The organism is Streptomyces sp. NBC_01214 (assembly GCF_026340975.1).
Lineage (GTDB): Bacteria > Actinomycetota > Actinomycetes > Streptomycetales > Streptomycetaceae > Streptomyces.
On record NZ_JAPEOS010000002.1, the window covers coordinates 959362 to 975890 of the forward strand.

Sequence of the window (16529 nt, forward strand, 5' to 3'; positions counted from 1 at the left end):
ATGCCGCCCGTCTTCGCCCACGGCCGACTCCGCCTGTACCTCCTCAAGCTGCTGGACGAGGCCCCGCGCCACGGGTACGAGGTGATCCGCCTGCTGGAGGAGCGCTTCCAGGGCCTGTACGCGCCCTCCGCGGGCACCGTGTACCCGCGGCTGGCGAAGCTGGAGGCCGAGGGCCTGGTCACGCACGCCACCGAGGGCGGGCGCAAGGTGTACTCGATCACGGACGCCGGCCGGGCCGAACTGGCCGACCGCGGCGGCGAACTGGCCGACCTGGAGCTGGAGATCCGCGACTCGGTCACCGAGCTCGCCGCCGAGATCCGCGACGACGTCCGGGGCGCGGCGGGTGACCTGCGCCGCGAGATGCGGGCCGCGGCGTCGGCATCGGCGACCCAGGTCGAGGACGAGTCCTGGAAGGCCGCCAAGGAGGACCTGCGCAAGGCGCGGCAGGAATGGAAGGAACAGGCGCGCCGGGCGAAGGACGAGAGCCGTCGCGCCCGCGAGGAGGCGCAGCAGGCCCGCCGCCAGGCCAAGGAGGCCCAGGAGCGGGCCCGCGAGGAGGTCCAGCGCATCGCGGGCCAGCTCCAGGAGCAGTTCGCCAAGTCCGGCGGCGTCCTGGGCAGCCTGGCCGGAGCCTGGCTCGGGGGCGGTACGCAGGCCACGTCCTCGGCGGGGGAGGCGGCGGCGTCCGACGCGGCGGCGGGTGCGGACTGGGCCGCCGACCTCGTGCCTACCGGCGACCCGGCCCGAGACCTGGACCGGCTGCTGGACCGTTTCCGCGACGAGGTCCGCGATGCGGCGCGGGACCGCGGGGTGACCGCGGCCCAGGTGGTCGAGGCCCGCGGGCACCTGAAGGCGGCCTGCGGCCGGCTGGGAACCACGTTCGGGGCCGGATCGTAGCTCGCCCGCGGCACCGCTGCCGGGGCGCTGCCCCGGGTCCCGCGCCTCAAACGCCGGCGGGGCTGAAGGGTGTGGGGCGCTGCCCCGGGTCCCGCGCCTCAAACGCCGGCGGGGCTGAGAGTGCGGGGCTCCGCCCCCCCGTGCCTCAAGCGCCAGCGGGGCTGAATGAGCGGGGCTCCGCCCCCGGGTCCCGTGCCTCAATCGCTGGCGGGTGCCCGGGCCCGGCGTTTCGAACGCCCCCCTGGCGGGGTGGGAGGGGTGGTCAGGCTGCCAGGGTTGTTTCGGTCGTGCCGTAGGTGACGCCGTGGTCCGACAGGACCTCGGCGACGGTGCCGGGGCGGGAGATCAGGGCCAGCAGCAGGTGCAGGGTGCCGATGTGGTTGTCCTTGCGGCCCAGTGCGATGCGCAGGGACTGTTCCAGCACCTTCTTCGCGCCCTCGGTGAAGGGGACCCGGTAGCTGCCGGTGCGGTCGTCTGCGACCTCACGGCCGAGGGCGGAGCGGATCGAGGCGCCCAGGGTCCGCCTGCGGGGCGCGGGGGTCGCGAGGGCGCCCTCGCCGTGGGTCTCCTCGATGCGGGAGACGATCTCGGTGAGGTCGATGCCGAGTCCGGCCAGCGCCTCCTCGTCCGCCCTGGACATGCCGCCCCGGCGGCGGGCCGCCGTGAGGTCGGCGGCCACCGCCGCGCGGTCCACGCCGAGCGGGTCCAGGGCGCCCAGGGCCAGCAGGGAGAGCAGCAGGTGCTCCTCGGTGACGGTGGGGGCCCCGGCCTGCCGGGCCTCGGTCACCGCCCCGGTCACGGTCGACCGGGCGTCGCGGGTGAAGCGTTCGAACATCAGAGCCTCCCGTATTTCTTATGCACGGCCTGCCGGCTGACGCCCAGCTCGGCCGCGATCTCCTGCCAGGACCAGCCCTGCGCGCGGGCGCTGCGTACCTGCACGGCCTCCAGCTGCTCCAGCAGCCTCCGGAGGGCGGCCACGGCACGCAGGCCCACGCGCGGGTCGCGGTCACCGGCCCGCTCGGCGAGATCAGTGGCTTCGGTCATGGGTGTCAATGTAGGTTGACGCGGGAGTATCGTCAACCCCAGTTGACGCCGGGGGTGGTCAGGGGGTGAGGACGATCTTGCCGAAGAGGTCGCCCGCCGCGAGCTTCTCGAATCCCTCCCGCGCCCTGTCCAGCGGCAGCACCTCGTCGATGACCGGCCGCAGCCCGGTGGTCGCGCAGAAGGCGAGGAGGTCCTCCAGCTCGTCCTTCGAGCCCATCGTCGAGCCGACCACCTTCAGCTCCAGGAAGAAGATCCGGGTCAGCTCCGCGTGCGCGGGGCGGTCGCCGCTCGTGGCGCCGGAGATCACCAGGGTCCCGCCCGGGCGCAGGGACTTCACGGAGTGCGACCAGGTGGCGGCGCCCACCGTCTCGATCACCGCGTCCACCCGCTGCGGCAGCCGCGCGCCCGGCTCGAACGCCTCCACGGCGCCCAGCTCCACGGCCCGCTTGCGCTTGGCCTCGTCCCGGCTGGTGGCGAACACCCGCAGGCCGGCCGCCTTGCCGAGGGCGATCGCGGCCGTCGCGACACCGCCGCCGGCCCCCTGCACCAGGACGGAGTCCCCGGGGCGGACCCCGGCGTTGGTGAACAGCATCCGGTACGCCGTCAGCCAGGCCGTCGGAAGGCAGGCGGCCTCCTCGAAGGAGAGCTCGGCGGGCTTGCGCAGCACGTTCCAGGCGGGGACGGTCACCTGCTCGGCGAAGGTCCCCTGGTAGCGCTCGGTCAGGATCGAGCGGGGCTCGTCCGGGCCGACCCCGTGGCCGCTCTGGCCGATCACGGAGTGCAGGACGACCTCGTTGCCGTCCTGGTCGATCCCGGCGGCGTCGCAGCCGAGGATCATCGGGAGTCTTTCCTCGCCGAGGCCGACCCCGCGCAGCGACCACAGGTCGTGGTGGTTGAGGGAGGCGGCCTTGACGTTCACGGTCACCCAGCCGGGCCTGGCCTCGGGGGCCGGGCGGTCGCCCAGCACGAGGCCGTTCAGCGGCTGGTCACGGTCGATTCGGGCGGCGTAGGCAGCGAACATGCGGCGACGCTACCGCTCAGTAGGGCCGGGTTCCAGACCTCCCGCCACCGCACGGGTGAGGCCTTCGTCGCACCCGGCCGGTCCCGGAGCCGACGGACGGAGTCCGTCGCAGCGGCGCGAAGCCGGTAAGGCCCGCCAGGGCCGCACCGCGCGAGCGGCGCGTGAAACAGCAGAGGCCCGGCCGGAGGGGATCCGGTCGGGCCTCTTGGCGTACTGCTCAGGTCCGGTCTCAGACGAGACGGGCCACACCGTCGACCTTGGCCGCGGCGGCCACGGCCGCGGCGACGGCCTCGGCCACGCGCGCGTCGAACGGCGACGGGATCACGTAGTCGGCGGCGAGCTCGTCACCCACGACACCGGCGATGGCGTCGGCGGCGGCGATCTTCATGCCCTCGGTGATCCGGGTGGCGCGCACCTTGAAGGCGCCCGCGAAGATGCCCGGGAACGCCAGCACGTTGTTGATCTGGTTCGGGAAGTCCGAACGGCCCGTGGCCACGACCGCCGCGTACTTGTGCGCGACGTCCGGGTGGACCTCCGGGTTCGGGTTGGCCATGGCGAAGACGAACGCGTCCTTCGCCATGGTGGCCACCGCCTCCTCGGCGACGGAGCCGCCGGAGACGCCGATGAAGACGTCCGCGCCGTTCAGCGCGGTCTCCAGGGAGCCCGTCTGACCGGTCTTGTTGGTCAGGCCCGCGATCTCCGCCTTGACGTCCGTCAGGTCGGAGCGGTCCGCGGACACGACGCCCTTGCGGTCGGTGACGCAGACGTCGCCGATGCCCGCGTCCACCAGGATCTTGGCGATGGCGATGCCCGCCGCGCCCGCGCCCGAGATCACGGCGCGCAGGTCGCCGAGGGTGCGACCCGTGAGCTTGGCGGCGTTGCGCAGCGCGGCCAGCGTCACGATGGCCGTGCCGTGCTGGTCGTCGTGGAAGATCGGGATGTCCAGCGCCTCCTGGAGGCGGCGCTCGATCTCGAAGCAGCGGGGCGCCGAGATGTCCTCCAGGTTGACCCCGCCGAAGGACGGGGCCAGACGGATGACCGTCTCGACGATCTCGTCCGTGTCCTTGGTGGCGAGCGCGATCGGAACCGCGTCCACACCACCGAACTGCTTGAAGAGGATGGCCTTGCCCTCCATCACGGGGAGGGAGGCTTCCGGGCCGATGTCACCGAGGCCGAGCACGGCCGTACCGTCGGTGACGACGGCGACCACGTTGGACTTCCAGGTGTACTCGTTCACCAGCTCCGGCTGCTCGGCGATGGCGGTGCACACCTTCGCCACGCCCGGCGTGTACGCCAGGGACAGGTCGTCCTTGTCGTTCACCGGAACCGTGGCCTGGATGGCCATCTTGCCGCCCCGGTGCAGTGCGAACACCGCGTCGGGGTTGTTGTCCGTCGCGCTGTCGCTGCGAGGGTTGACGATCTCCGCTGCCACTTCGTGTGACCCCTTAATTCCTTTTGTTCGTTGAGGGTGGCCACTCCTGGTTAAGGGGTGGGCGGGCACCGCGTCCGTACTCCGCGTCAACGGTTGGCCCGTCTCCGCGAAGGGGAGGTTCGTACGCGCGGGCGCGCCGCACGCGCGCCCTGAGCCCCGGATGAGGGGTGTAAGGATCTGTTCTACCCGAAGAACGCTCGCCCAGACGAGTCGATTCCTGCTCAACTGTAGGCCCGCTGCCCGTCTTTTGGCGAAAAGTCCAAACCTTGCCGTCCAGTGGGCGAGACGCCCCGTAGAAACTGCGGCAAAAACAGCAGGTCACAGCAGTATCTGCGGCCTCGAACCCCGTTCTCCGCAGTCCTGTTGGGCTACCTCGGGCGCCCGTTATGCGATTTTGACCTGACGGGCACCCTGAATGTCTCAGTCCGAATGGCAAGATGCCGTAATCACACAAGGTCGCGACACTCGATGGTGCGTGTCCGACCGTTTTTCGTTGCTTTTCCACCAGCGCCGGAGGAACCAAGCCATGACCGCTAGCACCACCCGTCGTACGACCGCTGCACGGTCCCGGATCGCCGCGGTCGGCGCGATCGCGGTCGCGGGCACCCTGATCCTCACCGGCTGTGGTGACCAGACCGACAAGGGCTCCAGCACCCCGTCGGGCGCGACGAACAACAGCAGCGCCCCGCTCTTCTCCAAGCTCCCGAAGAAGATCCAGGACGCCGGTGTCATCAAGGTCGGCACGGACGCCACCTACGCGCCGATGGAGTTCACCGAGGGCGGCAAGATCGTCGGCGTCGACCCCGATATCGCGGCGGCCATGGCGAAGCAGCTCGGCGTGCAGTTCAAGTTCGAGTCCGGCACCTTCGACACGCTGATCGGCAGCATGCAGACGGGCCGCAGCGACCTGGTCATGTCCTCGCTCACCGACACCAAGGCCCGTCAGGAGGGCCTGGACGAGAAGGGCGCCAAGACCGGTGCCGGTGTCGACTTCGTCGACTACTTCTCCTCCTCGACCGGCATCCTGGTCAAGAAGGGCAACCCCCAGGGCATCAAGACCCTCGACGACCTGTGCGGCAAGACGGTCGCCGTGCAGCGCGGCACCACGTACGAGGAGTCCGCCAAGGCCCAGGCCGAGAAGTGCAAGACGGACGGCAAGGGCGAGCTCAAGATCGAGTCCTTCCCGACCGACGCCGAGGCCCAGACCCGAGTGAAGGCCGGCGGCGCCGCCGCCGACCTGAACGACTCCCCGGTCGCCGCGTACATCGCGCAGACCGCCGGCGGCGGCAACGACTTCGAGGCCATCGCCAACCCGACCGACGCCGGTCTCTTCGGCATCGCGGTGGACAAGAAGAACACCGAGCTGCGCGACGCGCTCAAGGAAGCCCTTGACGCGGTCATCAAGGACGGCACCTACAAGGCCGCCCTGGACAAGTGGAACGCGGGCTCCGGCGCCGTGACCGAGGCCAAGATCAACGCCGGTTCCTGACCTCCGCGTACCACCGCAGCACACTGAAGGGCAGTCACTGTGACTGACAAGCTCGACAAGGTCCCGGGCCCGGCGGACAACCCGCCGGCCGGGGCCGTCCCCCCCGAGGCCATCAAGGCCATCCCGGTGCGCCACTACGGCCGCTGGATCAGCGCCGTGGTCGTCATCGGCCTCGTCGTGGCGCTCGCCGTCGCCTTCTCGCAGGGCAACGTGCGCTGGGCGACCGTGCCGGAGAAGCTGTTCGACCCGACGATCCTGCGCGGTGTCGTCAACACGGTCTGGATCAGCATCACCTCGATGGCCCTGGGCCTGGTCCTCGGTGTTCTCTTCGCCGTCATGCGGCTCTCGAAGAACCCGGTGACCAGCACCATCGCCTGGTTCTACATCTGGCTGTTCCGCGGCACCCCGGTGTACGTGCAGCTGCTGATCTGGTTCAACCTCGCCCTGATCTTCCCGATCCTGAACCTCGGGTTCTACAAGGACGAGATGACCCAGGTCATGACCCCGTTCCTGGCCGCCCTGCTGGGCCTGGGCCTGAACGAGGGCGCGTACATGGCGGAGATCGTCCGCGCCGGCATCCAGTCGGTCGACGAGGGCCAGACCGAGGCCTCGCACGCGCTCGGCATGACCCGCACGCAGACGATGCGCCGCGTCGTGCTGCCGCAGGCCATGCGGGTGATCGTGCCGCCGTCGGGCAACGAGTTCATCAACATGCTCAAGACCTCCTCCCTCGTGGTCGCCGTGCAGTACTTCGACCTGCTGCGCGCCGCCCAGGACATCGCCTCGACCTCGTTCGCGGTGATGGAGATGTTCTTCGTCGCCTCGATCTGGTACCTCGCCCTGACCAGCGTGTTCAGCGTCGGCCAGTACTACCTGGAGCGCCGCTACGCCCGTGGTGCGCTCCGCTCGCTGCCGCCGACACCGCTGCAGAAGATCAAGGCGAAACTGTCCAGCTTCTCGAACCGCAAGGCGGTGGCCTGATGACGACTGCCATGGTGAAGGCCGAGGGCGTCCACAAGTCCTACGGTGCGGCGCACATCCTCAAGGGCATCGACCTGGAGGTCGCCCCGCGTGAGGTCTTCTGCCTGGTCGGCCCGTCCGGCTCCGGCAAGTCGACCTTCCTGCGGTGCATCAACCACCTGGAGCAGGTCAACGCGGGACGGCTCTACGTCGACGGGCAGCTGGTGGGCTACCGCCAGAAGGGCGACAAGCTCTACGAGCTGAAGGACAGCGAGGTCGCGGCCCAGCGCCGGGACATCGGCATGGTCTTCCAGCGCTTCAACCTCTTCCCGCACATGACGGCCATCGAGAACGTGATGGAAGCCCCGGTCATGGTCAAGGGCGAGTCCAAGGCGGTGGCGCGCGAGCGCGCCGTGAAGCTCCTGGACCGCGTCGGTCTCGGTGACAAGGGCGGGAACTACCCCACCCAGCTCTCCGGCGGCCAGCAGCAGCGCGTGGCGATCGCGCGCGCGCTGGCCATGGAGCCGAAGCTGATGCTCTTCGACGAGCCCACCTCGGCCCTCGACCCCGAGCTGGTCGGTGACGTCCTGGACGTCATGCGGGACCTCGCCGAGTCGGGCATGACCATGATCGTGGTCACCCACGAGATGGGCTTCGCCCGCGAGGTCGGCGACAACCTCGTCTTCATGGACGGCGGCGTCGTCGTCGAGTCGGGCCACCCCCGCGAGGTCCTGGGCAACCCCCAGCACGACCGGACGAAGGCGTTCCTCTCCAAGGTGCTGTAGCTCCGAGGTGCGGTTACTCCGAGATGTTGTGAGTCCGAGGTGCAGTGGCCCGCACCCGCGGACGGACGAGGGGCGGTACGGGATCCCGTACCGCCCCTCCGTCGTTTCGGGTCCCCTACTTCAGACCCAGGACCAGCCCGTCCGAGGGGGAGCGCCAGACCGTGCGGGCCTCCGCGAAGCCCGCGGCGCGCAGGGTCTCGATGTGCCAGGCCTCGGAGGGGGTGTCGCCGTCCGCGTGCTCCCCGTAGATCTCGAAGCGCTGCTTGACCTGCTCGGCCAGTGCCGGTTCGGCACCCGCCAGTGCCCACCACTCGCGCCAGTCCACCGCCCCGGCCGTCTTGGCCCGGTCCATGCCGGCGTGCCGGTGGGCGTGCTCTGCGGCGTCGATGCGCGGGGTGGTCGGGTCGGGCATGTGGTCGGCGTTCATGAACACCCCGCCCGGGGCCAGGAGCGGTGCGAGCTGCCCGTACAGGACGGCCAGGTCCGCGCTCGGCAGCCAGTGCAGGGCGGTGGCCGTCAGGACCGCGTCGAACGAGTCGTGGGGGAGCGCGGCGCGCCAGTCGGGGTCCTTGAGGTCGGCGGTCACGAAGGTGACGCGTGCGTCGCCCGCGAAGTGCCCTTCGGCGATGGTCAACAGGGCGGGGTCGAGATCGACGCCCGTACTGGTGGCTTCCGGGAACCGCTTGAGGACGCGGTCCGTAATACTTCCCGTACCGCATGCGAGATCCAGCACCCGGGGGGCGGGTCCCACCAGTGCCTCGACCATGTCCAGCATCACGCGGAACCGCTCCTCGCGGTCGGGCATGTACCACTCCTGCTGCCGGTCCCAGCTGTCCTGTCAGGACTGCCAGTCGGTCGTGCCCGCCGCTCCGGTCGCATCCGTCGTATCCGTCATCCCGAACCCCTCCATACGTAATACCCTCGAATACGTCTCAGCCGTTACCGGAGACACTAATCCGCAGCCGTAAGGACTACAAGTGGAACTGGCCCATTACTCGGACTTCGCCGTGCGCCTGGTCAACACCGAGGAGCCGGCCCGCAACAAGGACGCGCTCACCTCGGTGGACGCCGTCCGCGCCCTGTTCGGCGCAAGTCAGCAGATGGCGCGCCGCGTCACCGACGGTGACGTCACCCGCTTCCGCAACGTCCGCGGCCGCCTGCGCTCGGTCTTCGAGGCCGCCGACGGCGGCGACCACGTCCTCGCGGTCGACCTGCTGAACTCGTTGCTCATGGAGTTCCCCGTCAGCCCCCAGGTGTCCGGCCACGAGACCCTCGACGACGACGGCCGCCCCGACTGGCACATCCACCTCGCCGAGCACCCCTCGAACGCCTCCGCCGGCTACGCCGCCATGGCGGCCATGGGCCTGGCCTTCGCCCTCACCGAGCACGGCCCCGACCGCCTCGGCGTGTGCCAGGCCGCACCCTGCCGCAACGCCTACCTGGACACCTCCACCAACCGCTCCCGGCGCTACTGCTCCGACCGCTGCGCCACCCGGGCGAACGTGGCCGCCTACCGGGCCCGCAAGCGGCTCGAAGCCGAGGAGTCCGCCCGCAGCGGACGCAGCGCCGAGGCCGCCCAGGACAGCCGGGCCCTCAGCGAACGCTGATCCTCCTCGCGCGGCCGAAAGCGCAGCACCGCCGTCGCCAGCACCAGCTCCGCGGGCACCGGCCCGAAGACGGTGCTGTCGCCGGTCTCGTTGTACGGGTTGTCGCCGAGCACCCACCAACTGCCACCCGGCCGCCGCTCCACCGCGCGCTTGACCAGCAGCAGGTCCTGCTGGAGCGGATGCCGCAGCACGACCACGTCGCCCGGCCGTACGGCAGCCCCGTACCGGACCACGAGCCGGTCCCCGTTCAGCAGCGTGGGCACCATCGAAGGCCCCGTCACCTCCACCACCTCGAACCGCCTGCGCGGGCGCCCGATCTCCACCATGCGTGTCCTCCTCGTCACCCCCGCATGCTGCCGCACGGGTCCGTACATTCGCTCACCGGTCCGGCCGCGCCCCTGGACTTTTGTCCCAAGCCCATGGGGGCGCCCGCGAAATCCGGTTGTTCAGCGAGTAACCTCCCCCTTGAGAAGACGATCACGAGGAGGACACACTCCATGCTTTCCCGCCTCTTCGCCCCCAAGGCGAAGGTCTCCGCCCACTGCGATCTTCCGTGCGGCGTGTACGACCCTGCCCAGGCCCGCATCGAGGCCGAGTCCGTCAAGGCCGTGCAGGAGAAGTACCAGGCCAACGAAGACGCCGACTTCCGCGCGCGCGCCATCACCATCAAGGAGCAGCGCGCCGAGCTCGCCAAGCACCACGTCTCGGTGCTGTGGAGCGACTACTTCAAGCCCCCGCACTTCGAGAAGTACCCGCAGCTGCACACCCTGGTCAACGACACCCTGAAGGCCCTCTCGGCCGCCAAGGCGTCGAACGACCCGGCGACCGGCGCGAAGGCCCTCGAGCTCATCGCCGAGATCGACCGCATCTTCTGGGAGACCAAGGCCGCCTGATCCGGCGCCCCCGTATCTCCCCGCGCCGTCCACCGGCGCACCGACACCGGCCCGACCGCCCCGCGCGGCCGGGCCGCTGTCGTGCGCAGCTGCAGCTGCTAGGCGTCCGCCGTCGGCACCAGGCCGTCGACGGCGTCCAGCGCCAAGCCCCACGGGTAGGCCTCCGCGCGGCCCTGCCCGGGCAGGTTGGGTACGAACCCACCCTCGCCGTAGAGCACGCGCACACCGGCGCCGCGGAGCGTGGCGATGCTCTGCTCGAACTGCGGGTGTCGGACGTAGGCCGCGTTCACGCACGGCATGACGGCCAGCGGGATCTCCTTGCCGATGCCCTCCGCGACCACGCCGACGACGAACCGGTCGGTGAGCCCGAGCGCCCAGCCGTTGATCGTATTGAACGTGGCGGGGGCGACGAGGATCGCGTCCGCCGCCGGCCACACGTCGGCCTCTCCCGGCCGCTTGTAGCGGCTGCGTACCGGGTGCCCGGTGAGTGCGGCCAGGCCGTCGAGCCCTTCCGTGAGCCAGTCCGCGGCTGTCGGCGTCAGGCCGAGGCACACGTCCCACCCGCGAGACTGCGCGTCCTCGATCACGTGGGCGACATCGAACACGGGCGGAGCCGCCGACCCGAAGAGGTACAAGGTGCGCGTCATGGCTCCCAGTTGACCACAGGCCCCCATAGTCGATCGCAGGTGGCCCGGGAGCGGAGTGGGTACCGTTCCCGGCGACGAATCAGAAACGGGAGCGTCCGGCATGCGCACTTTCGACGACGACCACCCGGGATCTCGCATCCGCGCACAGCGGCGGCTGGCCCGCCTCACCCAGAAGCAGCTGGCCGCGCTGCTCCCGTACTCCTACAGCCTGCTGAACCAGGTTGAGTGCGGTGCCCGGCCCGCCACGGAGGCCTTCCTCACCGCGGTTGCCAAGGCCCTGCGGATCGACCCCTCCGTGCTGACGGGACAACCCCCTGTCAGCACCATCCAGCAGGATCGCCGAGAGGCCCTCGTGCGGCCGATCCGTGACGCACTCGCCCTCTACGACCTCGGGTACGACCGGGACGTGACAGCCCGCCCGGTGGGCGATCTCGTGATTGCGGCCGACCAGTTGTGTGCGACCGTCCGCGCGACCAAGCTGCGGGAAGCCTCCCGGGCCCTTCCCGGCGTGATCGCCGAGCTGACCTCGACGGCGTGGTCCGCCCCGTCCACCGAAGTCTGGCGGGCGTTGGCCTCGGCCTACCGAAGCGCCCACGACGTCGCCGTCAAGCTGGGGTTCTACGACCTCTCGGCGGTCGCGCTCGATCGCATGGACTGGGCCGCCGAGCGTGCCTCCGACCCGTGCCTGGCGGCGGTGCGGCAGTACAAGCGGGCCCTCGTCCACTCGAAGAGCGGCGAGTACCGCACAGGCGAGAGGCTGATCGAGGCGGGACTCCGGATCCTCCAACAAGCGGAGGAGAGCCGCGAACGCCTGGCGGTGACAGGTCAGTTGCATCTCGGTGCTTCCGTCATCGCGGCTCGTGCGGAGGATCGTGCCGCCGTGGAAGGGCACATCGCCGAAGCGCGCACGCTGGCCAGACGAACGGGTGACGCCTCAGCGGTGCACTGGCTTTCCTTCGGGCCCATGAACGTCGCGGTGCACGCGATGTCGGCACTCACGCAGATGAGGCAGTACGACGACGCCCTTACGGCCGCCCGAAAGATCAGGCCGCCGGCGGCCTTCGCAACGAGCCGTCGCGCCCACTTCCTGATCTACCGCGCGCGAGCCGAGATGGAGACGGGGAACGCGGCGAGGGCCCTGGCCTCGTTGTCCGAGGCCCGCCGCGTGGCGCCCGAGCAGACCCGCTACCACCCGAACACCCGGGAGACGATCCGAGGCCTGGTCCATCTGGCTCGGCGGACCCCGGAGGCCCTCAACCACCTTGCTGCCTGGGTGGAAAAGTAGGCGCTCACACGCTCACACGGATGTGAGTGTTCCGCTCCTTACCGCTCGCCAGTCTGGGCTTCTTACCCGCTGACGACCGTAGGGAGCCGCCGTGTCCTGGAAGAAGACGGCCGACTGGTACGCGCGGAGCCTTGCCGATCCCGCGGCGGCGCATGCCGCGTGGCGGGAGCACGGTGTCGCCGTACTGCCGCTCGGCGCTCGCTTCGAGGCCGTACGGATCCCCGACCCGCTCGCCCACGCGGCCGTGCAGAGCGCCGACGACCGGGTCGTGGACCTCGCGCTGGCCCTCGCCCTGGAGGGGCCCGTCATCCACGACGTGCGCGGCCGGAACCACTACGCGCTCGTCGAACCGGGGACCGCGCAGCGGTGGCGCTCCCGGGACGCGGTCGAGTGCCTCGGACACGGGACCCACCTCGGGGTGCCCGACCCGGGCCGGGACCGGGCCGCGCCCGGCCGGTCCCTCTACTGGGCCGCGGCCCCCGGCCCGGGGGCGTACTTCTGCCGCGTCGGCGCCGTGCGGCTGCTCGTCCGCGTGGGCGAGGCACGGCTCGCCGAGCCGGAGGCGGCCACGTGAGGGACCACCCCGACGGCGCGTGCGCGCGGGCGCACGTACGGTGCTCCGGCTGCGGGCTGCCGGCACCGGTCGTGACCCTGTACGGCGGCCCCATGGCCGACTGCCGCCACTGCCACTACGCGTGGGGCGTCCACCACGACCCGGTGATCTGCTGGCGGCGGACCGCCACGGACGAGGGCCTGATCGCCCGGATCCGCGAGGCGGCCCCGCTCCTCGTCGCCGCCCGGGCCCTGCTCGACGAGATCACCCGCCGCCCGTGAACCCGCCGCGGCGGCGGACGGAACCGGCCAGTACGGGGCGGGTCCGGGCAGGGCCGGCAGGCCGGTGCCCGGACCCGGAGGATCACTCCTCGTCCTCGTCCTCGTCGTCCAGCCGGGCCAGCCAGGTGGCCAGGCGTTCCACCGGCACCTCGAAGTCCGGGTTCAGGTCGACGAACGTGCGCAGCTGCTCGGCGAGCCACTCGAAGGTGACCTCCTCCTCGCCGCGCCGCTTCTCCAGCTCCTCGATGCCGCGATCGGTGAAGTACAAGTCGGGCTCCGTGCCGTGATGGGGGTGTGCAGGGGGTGTTTCCCGCCAGGATAATCCGCCTATCGGCGACACCTCCCGCACGCGTCGTCCCCGGGTCTAGCCTGGATGCCCAACGAGCGGGGGGTGCGGATGACGGACGGGCGCACGACCGGGTCCGCGCGCGCCTTCGAGCTTCTGGAGCCCCTCGTCCAGGCGGCGACCGTACGCGTTCACGCCCCGCCGGGCGGGTATGACACCCCTCGCAGTCATCGGACCGGTCCCACGTGGGGGAGCGGCTTCTTCATCGCCCCCGGCTGGGTCCTGACGTGCGCGCACGTGGTCGGCGAAGGGGGTGCTGCGATGCGTCTGACGGGACGCGAGGTCGGCATCACCTTTTCCGCCGGGAGCATCACCGGCACGGTCACCGGGCGCGTGGAGTGCGTACTGCCCGAGCGGCTGGAGGAGCGGCGGCCCGGCCGGCACGCGCTGTGGGACCTGCCCGACCTGGCGCTGATCAGGGTGCTGGCTCCCGTCTCGCACGCCTGCGTGTGGCTGACCGACCGCTCCAGGCCGCGCTTCGACGAGGTCGCCTACTTCGGCTGCACCGAGGACCTCGGCACCCCCGAGATCACCGGCCGCACCACCCGGCTGCGCGGGACCGCCGGGAACGGCGCGGCCATCCGGCTCGGCGACGACGACGAGATCGAGCCCGGCATGTCCGGCGGGCCCGTGGTGGACCTCGTCCGCGGCGAGGTCGTCGGCGTGCTCAAGGCACGGCGGCAGACGGGGGGCGGCGGGCTCGCCGTCTCCGTCGTACAGCTGCGCACCCTGCCGATGGCCGCGCGGGGCCAGGTCGGGCTCTACCGCCGGATCATGCAGGCCCACGACCTGTACCACTACGACCAGCACCTCAGCGATCTCGACAACCGGCGGACCTGGACGGACGTGCACGGCGAGCTCCCGCCGGAGGAGGGCGACCCGTACGCCGGCCGGGGCCGGCTCACCCCCGGCGAGCGCACCACCCTGTTCGGGCTGCTGGCCGAGCTGCCCCCGCCGGGCTCCTCCGAGGTCGTACGCGCCCTGGTCGAGGAGGCGCGCGGCGAGGAACCGGACCCGCTGCCGCCGGCCCCGCTGAGCTGGCGCGACGGGCTGGGGCTGCTGCACGACCCGCCGGGCGGGACCGCGGAGGCCGCGGCGATGCTCCGGTACGCGACCGACGTGAGCGTGGCCGAGTACCGGGAGCCGGTCACGCCGGGCGCGGACGAGGAACTGTGGGACTGGGTACGGGCCACGGCCGAGCGGCTGTGGCGGCCGCTGCGGCGCGAGCTGGGCGAGCGCCACGAGCGGGGCCTCGCCGAGCGCGAGCGGCGCCGCCGGGCGTCGGCCGGGCGGGCGGTACACGGCCCGGCGCGGCGGTCCGGCGGGCTGCCGCCCGGGGCCTCGGTGCTGCTGGAGGTGTGGGCGCACGGCTGGGAGGACCTCTACGACTGGCGGGTCTCGGTCCTGGCCGGTCCCGCACACGCCGGGCGGGTGACGCCCGTGGACTCGGGCGTACGGGCCACCCTGGCGGGCCTGCCGGACGCCCTGCGGGCCCCGCTCGCCGAGGGCTTCCGGCGCTGCGACACCCACGAGGCCGCGGCCCTGCTCGAAGTGGCCGTGGCGCCCGCGCTGTTCGGGCTCGCGGTGGACGAATGGGTGGTGGTGGGCGGCGTACCGCTCGGCGTGCAGCGGCCGGTGGTCCTGCGCCACCCCGCCGGGGCGAACCCCGCCGCCGCGAACCCGGGCGGGGCGAACCCGGCCGTCGTGCATCCCGCCGCCGCGAACCCGGGCGGCGCCAGGGAGCACCCCGCCGACCGCGAGGGCACCGACGCGTCCGCCCGCTGGGCGCGGGTCCAGGCGGGCCCCCTCCAGGACGAACGCGCCGACTGCATACGGGGGCGTCCGCGCAGCCCCGCCACCGAGTGGCTGACGGGACTCCCCGACAACACCGTGCCGGTGCACTGCCGGGCGGCCGACCAGGAGCCCACGCTCGGGTCGCTGCACGCCGTACGGGACGCCGGGTACGGGGTGGTGGTGACCCGGCGACCGCCGCCGGACCCGGGGGCCTCCTGCGCGCCCTTCCACCGCGGGCTGCGGGAGGAACTGGCCGACGCCGGGCGGGCGGAGGTGCTCCCGGTCCGCCTGCAGAACCTGCGGGGGCGGGCGTACGGGGCGGATCCCGACGCCTACTGGGCGGCCGGGACGGGGCTGGTGTGGGAGGACCCGGCGCGGCCGCTGCCGGAAGAGGAGCCGCTCCAGGGCGACCTGTGACGGGGGCCGCCGCGGACGACGCGAGGGAGGGAGCAGGAGCACCATGAATGACGAGTGGCTCATATACCGCGGGGTGGGCGAGCCCCACGACGGGATCGACGCCCTGCCCGACCCGCCGCCCTGGCGGGACTTCGACGGCGGTCCCGTGGCGGAACCGGGCGGTCCGGCCCAGGTCGCCGACGGCAACGTGGCCCGGCGGCTCGGGGCGCACCGGCAGGCCGCCGAGCTGCACCGGCCGGAACCGGAGGAGCTGGAGGCCATCAACGCGGCCCTCTACTTACGGCGGCCGCTGCTCGTGACCGGCTTCCCCGGCACCGGGAAGTCCACCCTCGCGCACGCCGTCGCCCACGAACTGAAGCTGGGGCGGGTGCTCCGGTGGCCCGTGGTGTCCCGGACCGTGCTCCAGGACGGCCTCTACCGGTACGACGCCCTGGCCCGGCTGCAGGACGTCCAGATCGCCGCGAGCGGCGGGGGCGCCCCGGCCGCCGCCGCGGTCTCCGGGGCGCCCGGCATCGGGAAGTACATCCGGCTCGGGCCGCTCGGCACCGCCCTGCTGCCCACCGCCCGGCCCCGCGTCCTGCTCATCGACGAGCTCGACAAGAGCGACATAGACCTCCCCAACGACCTGCTGAACGTGCTGGAGGAAGGGGAGTTCGCCCTCCCCGAGCTGGAACGGGTCGCCGACAGCGAGCCCGAGGTCCAGGTGCTCACCGACGACGGGACCAAGGTCACCGTCCGCGGCGGCCGCGTGCGCTGCCGGGCCTTCCCGTTCATCATCCTGACCAGCAACGGGGAACGGGACTTCCCGGCCGCCCTGCTGCGCCGCTGCATCCAGCTGAAGCTCGGTCAGCCCGGCGAGAAGCGGCTCGCCACCATGGTCCGCGCCCACCTCGGCGAGGAGGCGGCCCGCCTCGGAGCCGACCTGATCCGGGAGTTCCTCAGCCGCTCCCAGTCCGAGCTGGTCGCTGCCGACCAGCTGCTCAACGCCTTGTACCTGACCCACTACGCCGCCCCGCCCACCCGGGAGGACCTCGCGGACCTGCTCATCCAGCGCCTCGACCGCCCGAGGTGACGGGCC

19 protein-coding genes are annotated in these 16529 nt (G+C 71.9%); 11 read left to right on the forward strand and 8 right to left on the reverse strand.

Annotated elements, in window-relative coordinates; translation table 11 throughout:
- Entirely contained in the window at positions 1–897 is an 897-nt protein-coding gene (locus OG594_RS29385; RefSeq protein ID WP_266604811.1) for a PadR family transcriptional regulator, read from the forward strand.
- A 262-nt stretch (positions 898–1159) separates the two neighbouring features.
- Here the strand turns inward: OG594_RS29385 and OG594_RS29390 are convergent, their stop codons facing one another.
- The 4 genes from OG594_RS29390 to OG594_RS29405 form a co-directional block, all read right to left on the reverse strand.
- Positions 1160–1732, reverse strand: coding sequence for a Clp protease N-terminal domain-containing protein (locus tag OG594_RS29390; RefSeq protein ID WP_266604813.1), 573 nt, complete (start codon positions 1730–1732; stop codon positions 1160–1162).
- Positions 1732–1941: a helix-turn-helix domain-containing protein gene (locus tag OG594_RS29395; RefSeq protein ID WP_030013034.1), complete on the reverse strand. Its 210-nt coding sequence runs from the start codon at positions 1939–1941 to the stop codon at positions 1732–1734. The genes OG594_RS29390 and OG594_RS29395 overlap by 1 nt, the downstream gene beginning before the upstream one ends.
- A 58-nt stretch (positions 1942–1999) precedes the next feature.
- Positions 2000–2962 carry a zinc-binding dehydrogenase gene (locus tag OG594_RS29400; protein ID WP_266604815.1) on the reverse strand — a complete coding sequence of 321 codons (963 nt, stop codon included), beginning with the start codon at positions 2960–2962 and terminating at the stop codon, positions 2000–2002.
- Positions 2963–3191: 229 nt separating this feature from the next.
- Positions 3192–4382, reverse strand: a complete 1191-nt coding sequence (locus OG594_RS29405; RefSeq protein WP_323185400.1) for an NADP-dependent malic enzyme — start codon at positions 4380–4382, stop codon at positions 3192–3194.
- A 538-nt stretch (positions 4383–4920) separates the two neighbouring features.
- On the opposite strand from OG594_RS29405, the gene OG594_RS29410 reads away from it, so the two are divergent.
- The 3 genes from OG594_RS29410 (at position 4921) to OG594_RS29420 (ending at position 7628) form a co-directional block, all read left to right on the forward strand.
- The gene (locus OG594_RS29410; RefSeq protein WP_266604817.1) at positions 4921–5883 is read left to right on the forward strand and encodes an ABC transporter substrate-binding protein; all 963 of its coding nucleotides are present in this window, start codon (positions 4921–4923) and stop codon (positions 5881–5883) included.
- Between the two features lie 111 nt (positions 5884–5994).
- On the forward strand, positions 5995–6864 hold the full coding sequence (locus OG594_RS29415) for an amino acid ABC transporter permease (protein WP_244290753.1): 870 nt from the start codon (positions 5995–5997) through the stop codon (positions 6862–6864).
- The gene (locus OG594_RS29420) at positions 6864–7628 is read left to right on the forward strand and encodes an amino acid ABC transporter ATP-binding protein (RefSeq protein WP_030764406.1); all 765 of its coding nucleotides are present in this window, start codon (positions 6864–6866) and stop codon (positions 7626–7628) included. The genes OG594_RS29415 and OG594_RS29420 overlap by 1 nt, the downstream gene beginning before the upstream one ends.
- Before the next feature lie 115 nt (positions 7629–7743).
- On the opposite strand, the gene OG594_RS29425 is transcribed toward OG594_RS29420, so the two are convergent.
- Positions 7744–8433: a class I SAM-dependent methyltransferase gene (locus tag OG594_RS29425; protein ID WP_266604819.1), complete on the reverse strand. Its 690-nt coding sequence runs from the start codon at positions 8431–8433 to the stop codon at positions 7744–7746.
- A 172-nt stretch (positions 8434–8605) separates the two neighbouring features.
- Here OG594_RS29425 and OG594_RS29430 point away from each other — a divergent pair, with 172 nt between their 5' ends.
- Entirely contained in the window at positions 8606–9235 is a 630-nt protein-coding gene (locus OG594_RS29430) for a CGNR zinc finger domain-containing protein (RefSeq protein ID WP_266604821.1), read from the forward strand.
- On the opposite strand, the gene sodX is transcribed toward OG594_RS29430, so the two are convergent.
- Positions 9139–9561, reverse strand: coding sequence for a nickel-type superoxide dismutase maturation protease (gene sodX, locus OG594_RS29435; RefSeq protein WP_266604823.1), 423 nt, complete (start codon positions 9559–9561; stop codon positions 9139–9141). The genes OG594_RS29430 and sodX overlap by 97 nt on opposite strands.
- 171 nt (positions 9562–9732) lie before the next feature.
- On the opposite strand from sodX, the gene sodN reads away from it, so the two are divergent.
- The gene (gene sodN / locus OG594_RS29440) at positions 9733–10128 is read left to right on the forward strand and encodes a superoxide dismutase, Ni (protein WP_030009413.1); all 396 of its coding nucleotides are present in this window, start codon (positions 9733–9735) and stop codon (positions 10126–10128) included.
- A gap of 98 nt (positions 10129–10226) precedes the next feature.
- On the opposite strand, the gene OG594_RS29445 is transcribed toward sodN, so the two are convergent.
- Positions 10227–10775: a flavoprotein gene (locus OG594_RS29445; protein WP_266604826.1), complete on the reverse strand. Its 549-nt coding sequence runs from the start codon at positions 10773–10775 to the stop codon at positions 10227–10229.
- A gap of 100 nt (positions 10776–10875) precedes the next feature.
- On the opposite strand from OG594_RS29445, the gene OG594_RS29450 reads away from it, so the two are divergent.
- From OG594_RS29450 to OG594_RS29460, 3 genes are all read left to right on the forward strand, one after another.
- Positions 10876–12060, forward strand: coding sequence for a helix-turn-helix domain-containing protein (locus OG594_RS29450; RefSeq protein ID WP_266604828.1), 1185 nt, complete (start codon positions 10876–10878; stop codon positions 12058–12060).
- 91 nt (positions 12061–12151) lie between these two features.
- Complete coding sequence (locus OG594_RS29455) at positions 12152–12634, forward strand: hypothetical protein (RefSeq protein WP_266604830.1); 483 nt, start codon at positions 12152–12154, stop codon at positions 12632–12634.
- Positions 12631–12894: a hypothetical protein gene (locus OG594_RS29460; RefSeq protein ID WP_266604832.1), complete on the forward strand. Its 264-nt coding sequence runs from the start codon at positions 12631–12633 to the stop codon at positions 12892–12894. Before OG594_RS29455 ends, OG594_RS29460 begins: the two co-directional genes overlap by 4 nt.
- An 82-nt stretch (positions 12895–12976) precedes the next feature.
- Here the strand turns inward: OG594_RS29460 and OG594_RS29465 are convergent, their stop codons facing one another.
- Positions 12977–13162: a DUF6104 family protein gene (locus tag OG594_RS29465; RefSeq protein ID WP_030190019.1), complete on the reverse strand. Its 186-nt coding sequence runs from the start codon at positions 13160–13162 to the stop codon at positions 12977–12979.
- Between the two features lie 105 nt (positions 13163–13267).
- On the opposite strand from OG594_RS29465, the gene OG594_RS29470 reads away from it, so the two are divergent.
- Together OG594_RS29470 and OG594_RS29475 are read left to right on the forward strand one after the other, a co-directional pair.
- Entirely contained in the window at positions 13268–15451 is a 2184-nt protein-coding gene (locus tag OG594_RS29470) for a trypsin-like peptidase domain-containing protein (RefSeq protein ID WP_266604834.1), read from the forward strand.
- A gap of 43 nt (positions 15452–15494) precedes the next feature.
- Positions 15495–16523, forward strand: coding sequence for a MoxR family ATPase (locus OG594_RS29475; RefSeq protein WP_266604836.1), 1029 nt, complete (start codon positions 15495–15497; stop codon positions 16521–16523).
- Positions 16524–16529 lie beyond the last annotated feature (6 nt).

Excerpts from the sequence above, each read along its gene's own strand:
- OG594_RS29385 (WP_266604811.1), top strand. The coding sequence starts at position 1 with ATGCCGCCCGTCTTCGCCCACGGCCGACTCCGCCTGTACCTCCTCAAG.
- OG594_RS29390 (WP_266604813.1), bottom strand. The coding sequence starts at position 1,732 with ATGTTCGAACGCTTCACCCGCGACGCCCGGTCGACCGTGACCGGGGCG.
- OG594_RS29395 (WP_030013034.1), bottom strand. The coding sequence starts at position 1,941 with ATGACCGAAGCCACTGATCTCGCCGAGCGGGCCGGTGACCGCGACCCG.
- OG594_RS29400 (WP_266604815.1), bottom strand. The coding sequence starts at position 2,962 with ATGTTCGCTGCCTACGCCGCCCGAATCGACCGTGACCAGCCGCTGAAC.
- OG594_RS29410 (WP_266604817.1), top strand. The coding sequence starts at position 4,921 with ATGACCGCTAGCACCACCCGTCGTACGACCGCTGCACGGTCCCGGATC.
- OG594_RS29420 (WP_030764406.1), top strand. The coding sequence starts at position 6,864 with ATGACGACTGCCATGGTGAAGGCCGAGGGCGTCCACAAGTCCTACGGT.
- OG594_RS29425 (WP_266604819.1), bottom strand. The coding sequence starts at position 8,433 with ATGCCCGACCGCGAGGAGCGGTTCCGCGTGATGCTGGACATGGTCGAG.
- sodX (WP_266604823.1), bottom strand. The coding sequence starts at position 9,561 with ATGGTGGAGATCGGGCGCCCGCGCAGGCGGTTCGAGGTGGTGGAGGTG.
- sodN (WP_030009413.1), top strand. The coding sequence starts at position 9,733 with ATGCTTTCCCGCCTCTTCGCCCCCAAGGCGAAGGTCTCCGCCCACTGC.
- OG594_RS29445 (WP_266604826.1), bottom strand. The coding sequence starts at position 10,775 with ATGACGCGCACCTTGTACCTCTTCGGGTCGGCGGCTCCGCCCGTGTTC.
- OG594_RS29450 (WP_266604828.1), top strand. The coding sequence starts at position 10,876 with ATGCGCACTTTCGACGACGACCACCCGGGATCTCGCATCCGCGCACAG.
- OG594_RS29470 (WP_266604834.1), top strand. The coding sequence starts at position 13,268 with ATGCCCAACGAGCGGGGGGTGCGGATGACGGACGGGCGCACGACCGGG.
- OG594_RS29475 (WP_266604836.1), top strand. The coding sequence starts at position 15,495 with ATGAATGACGAGTGGCTCATATACCGCGGGGTGGGCGAGCCCCACGAC.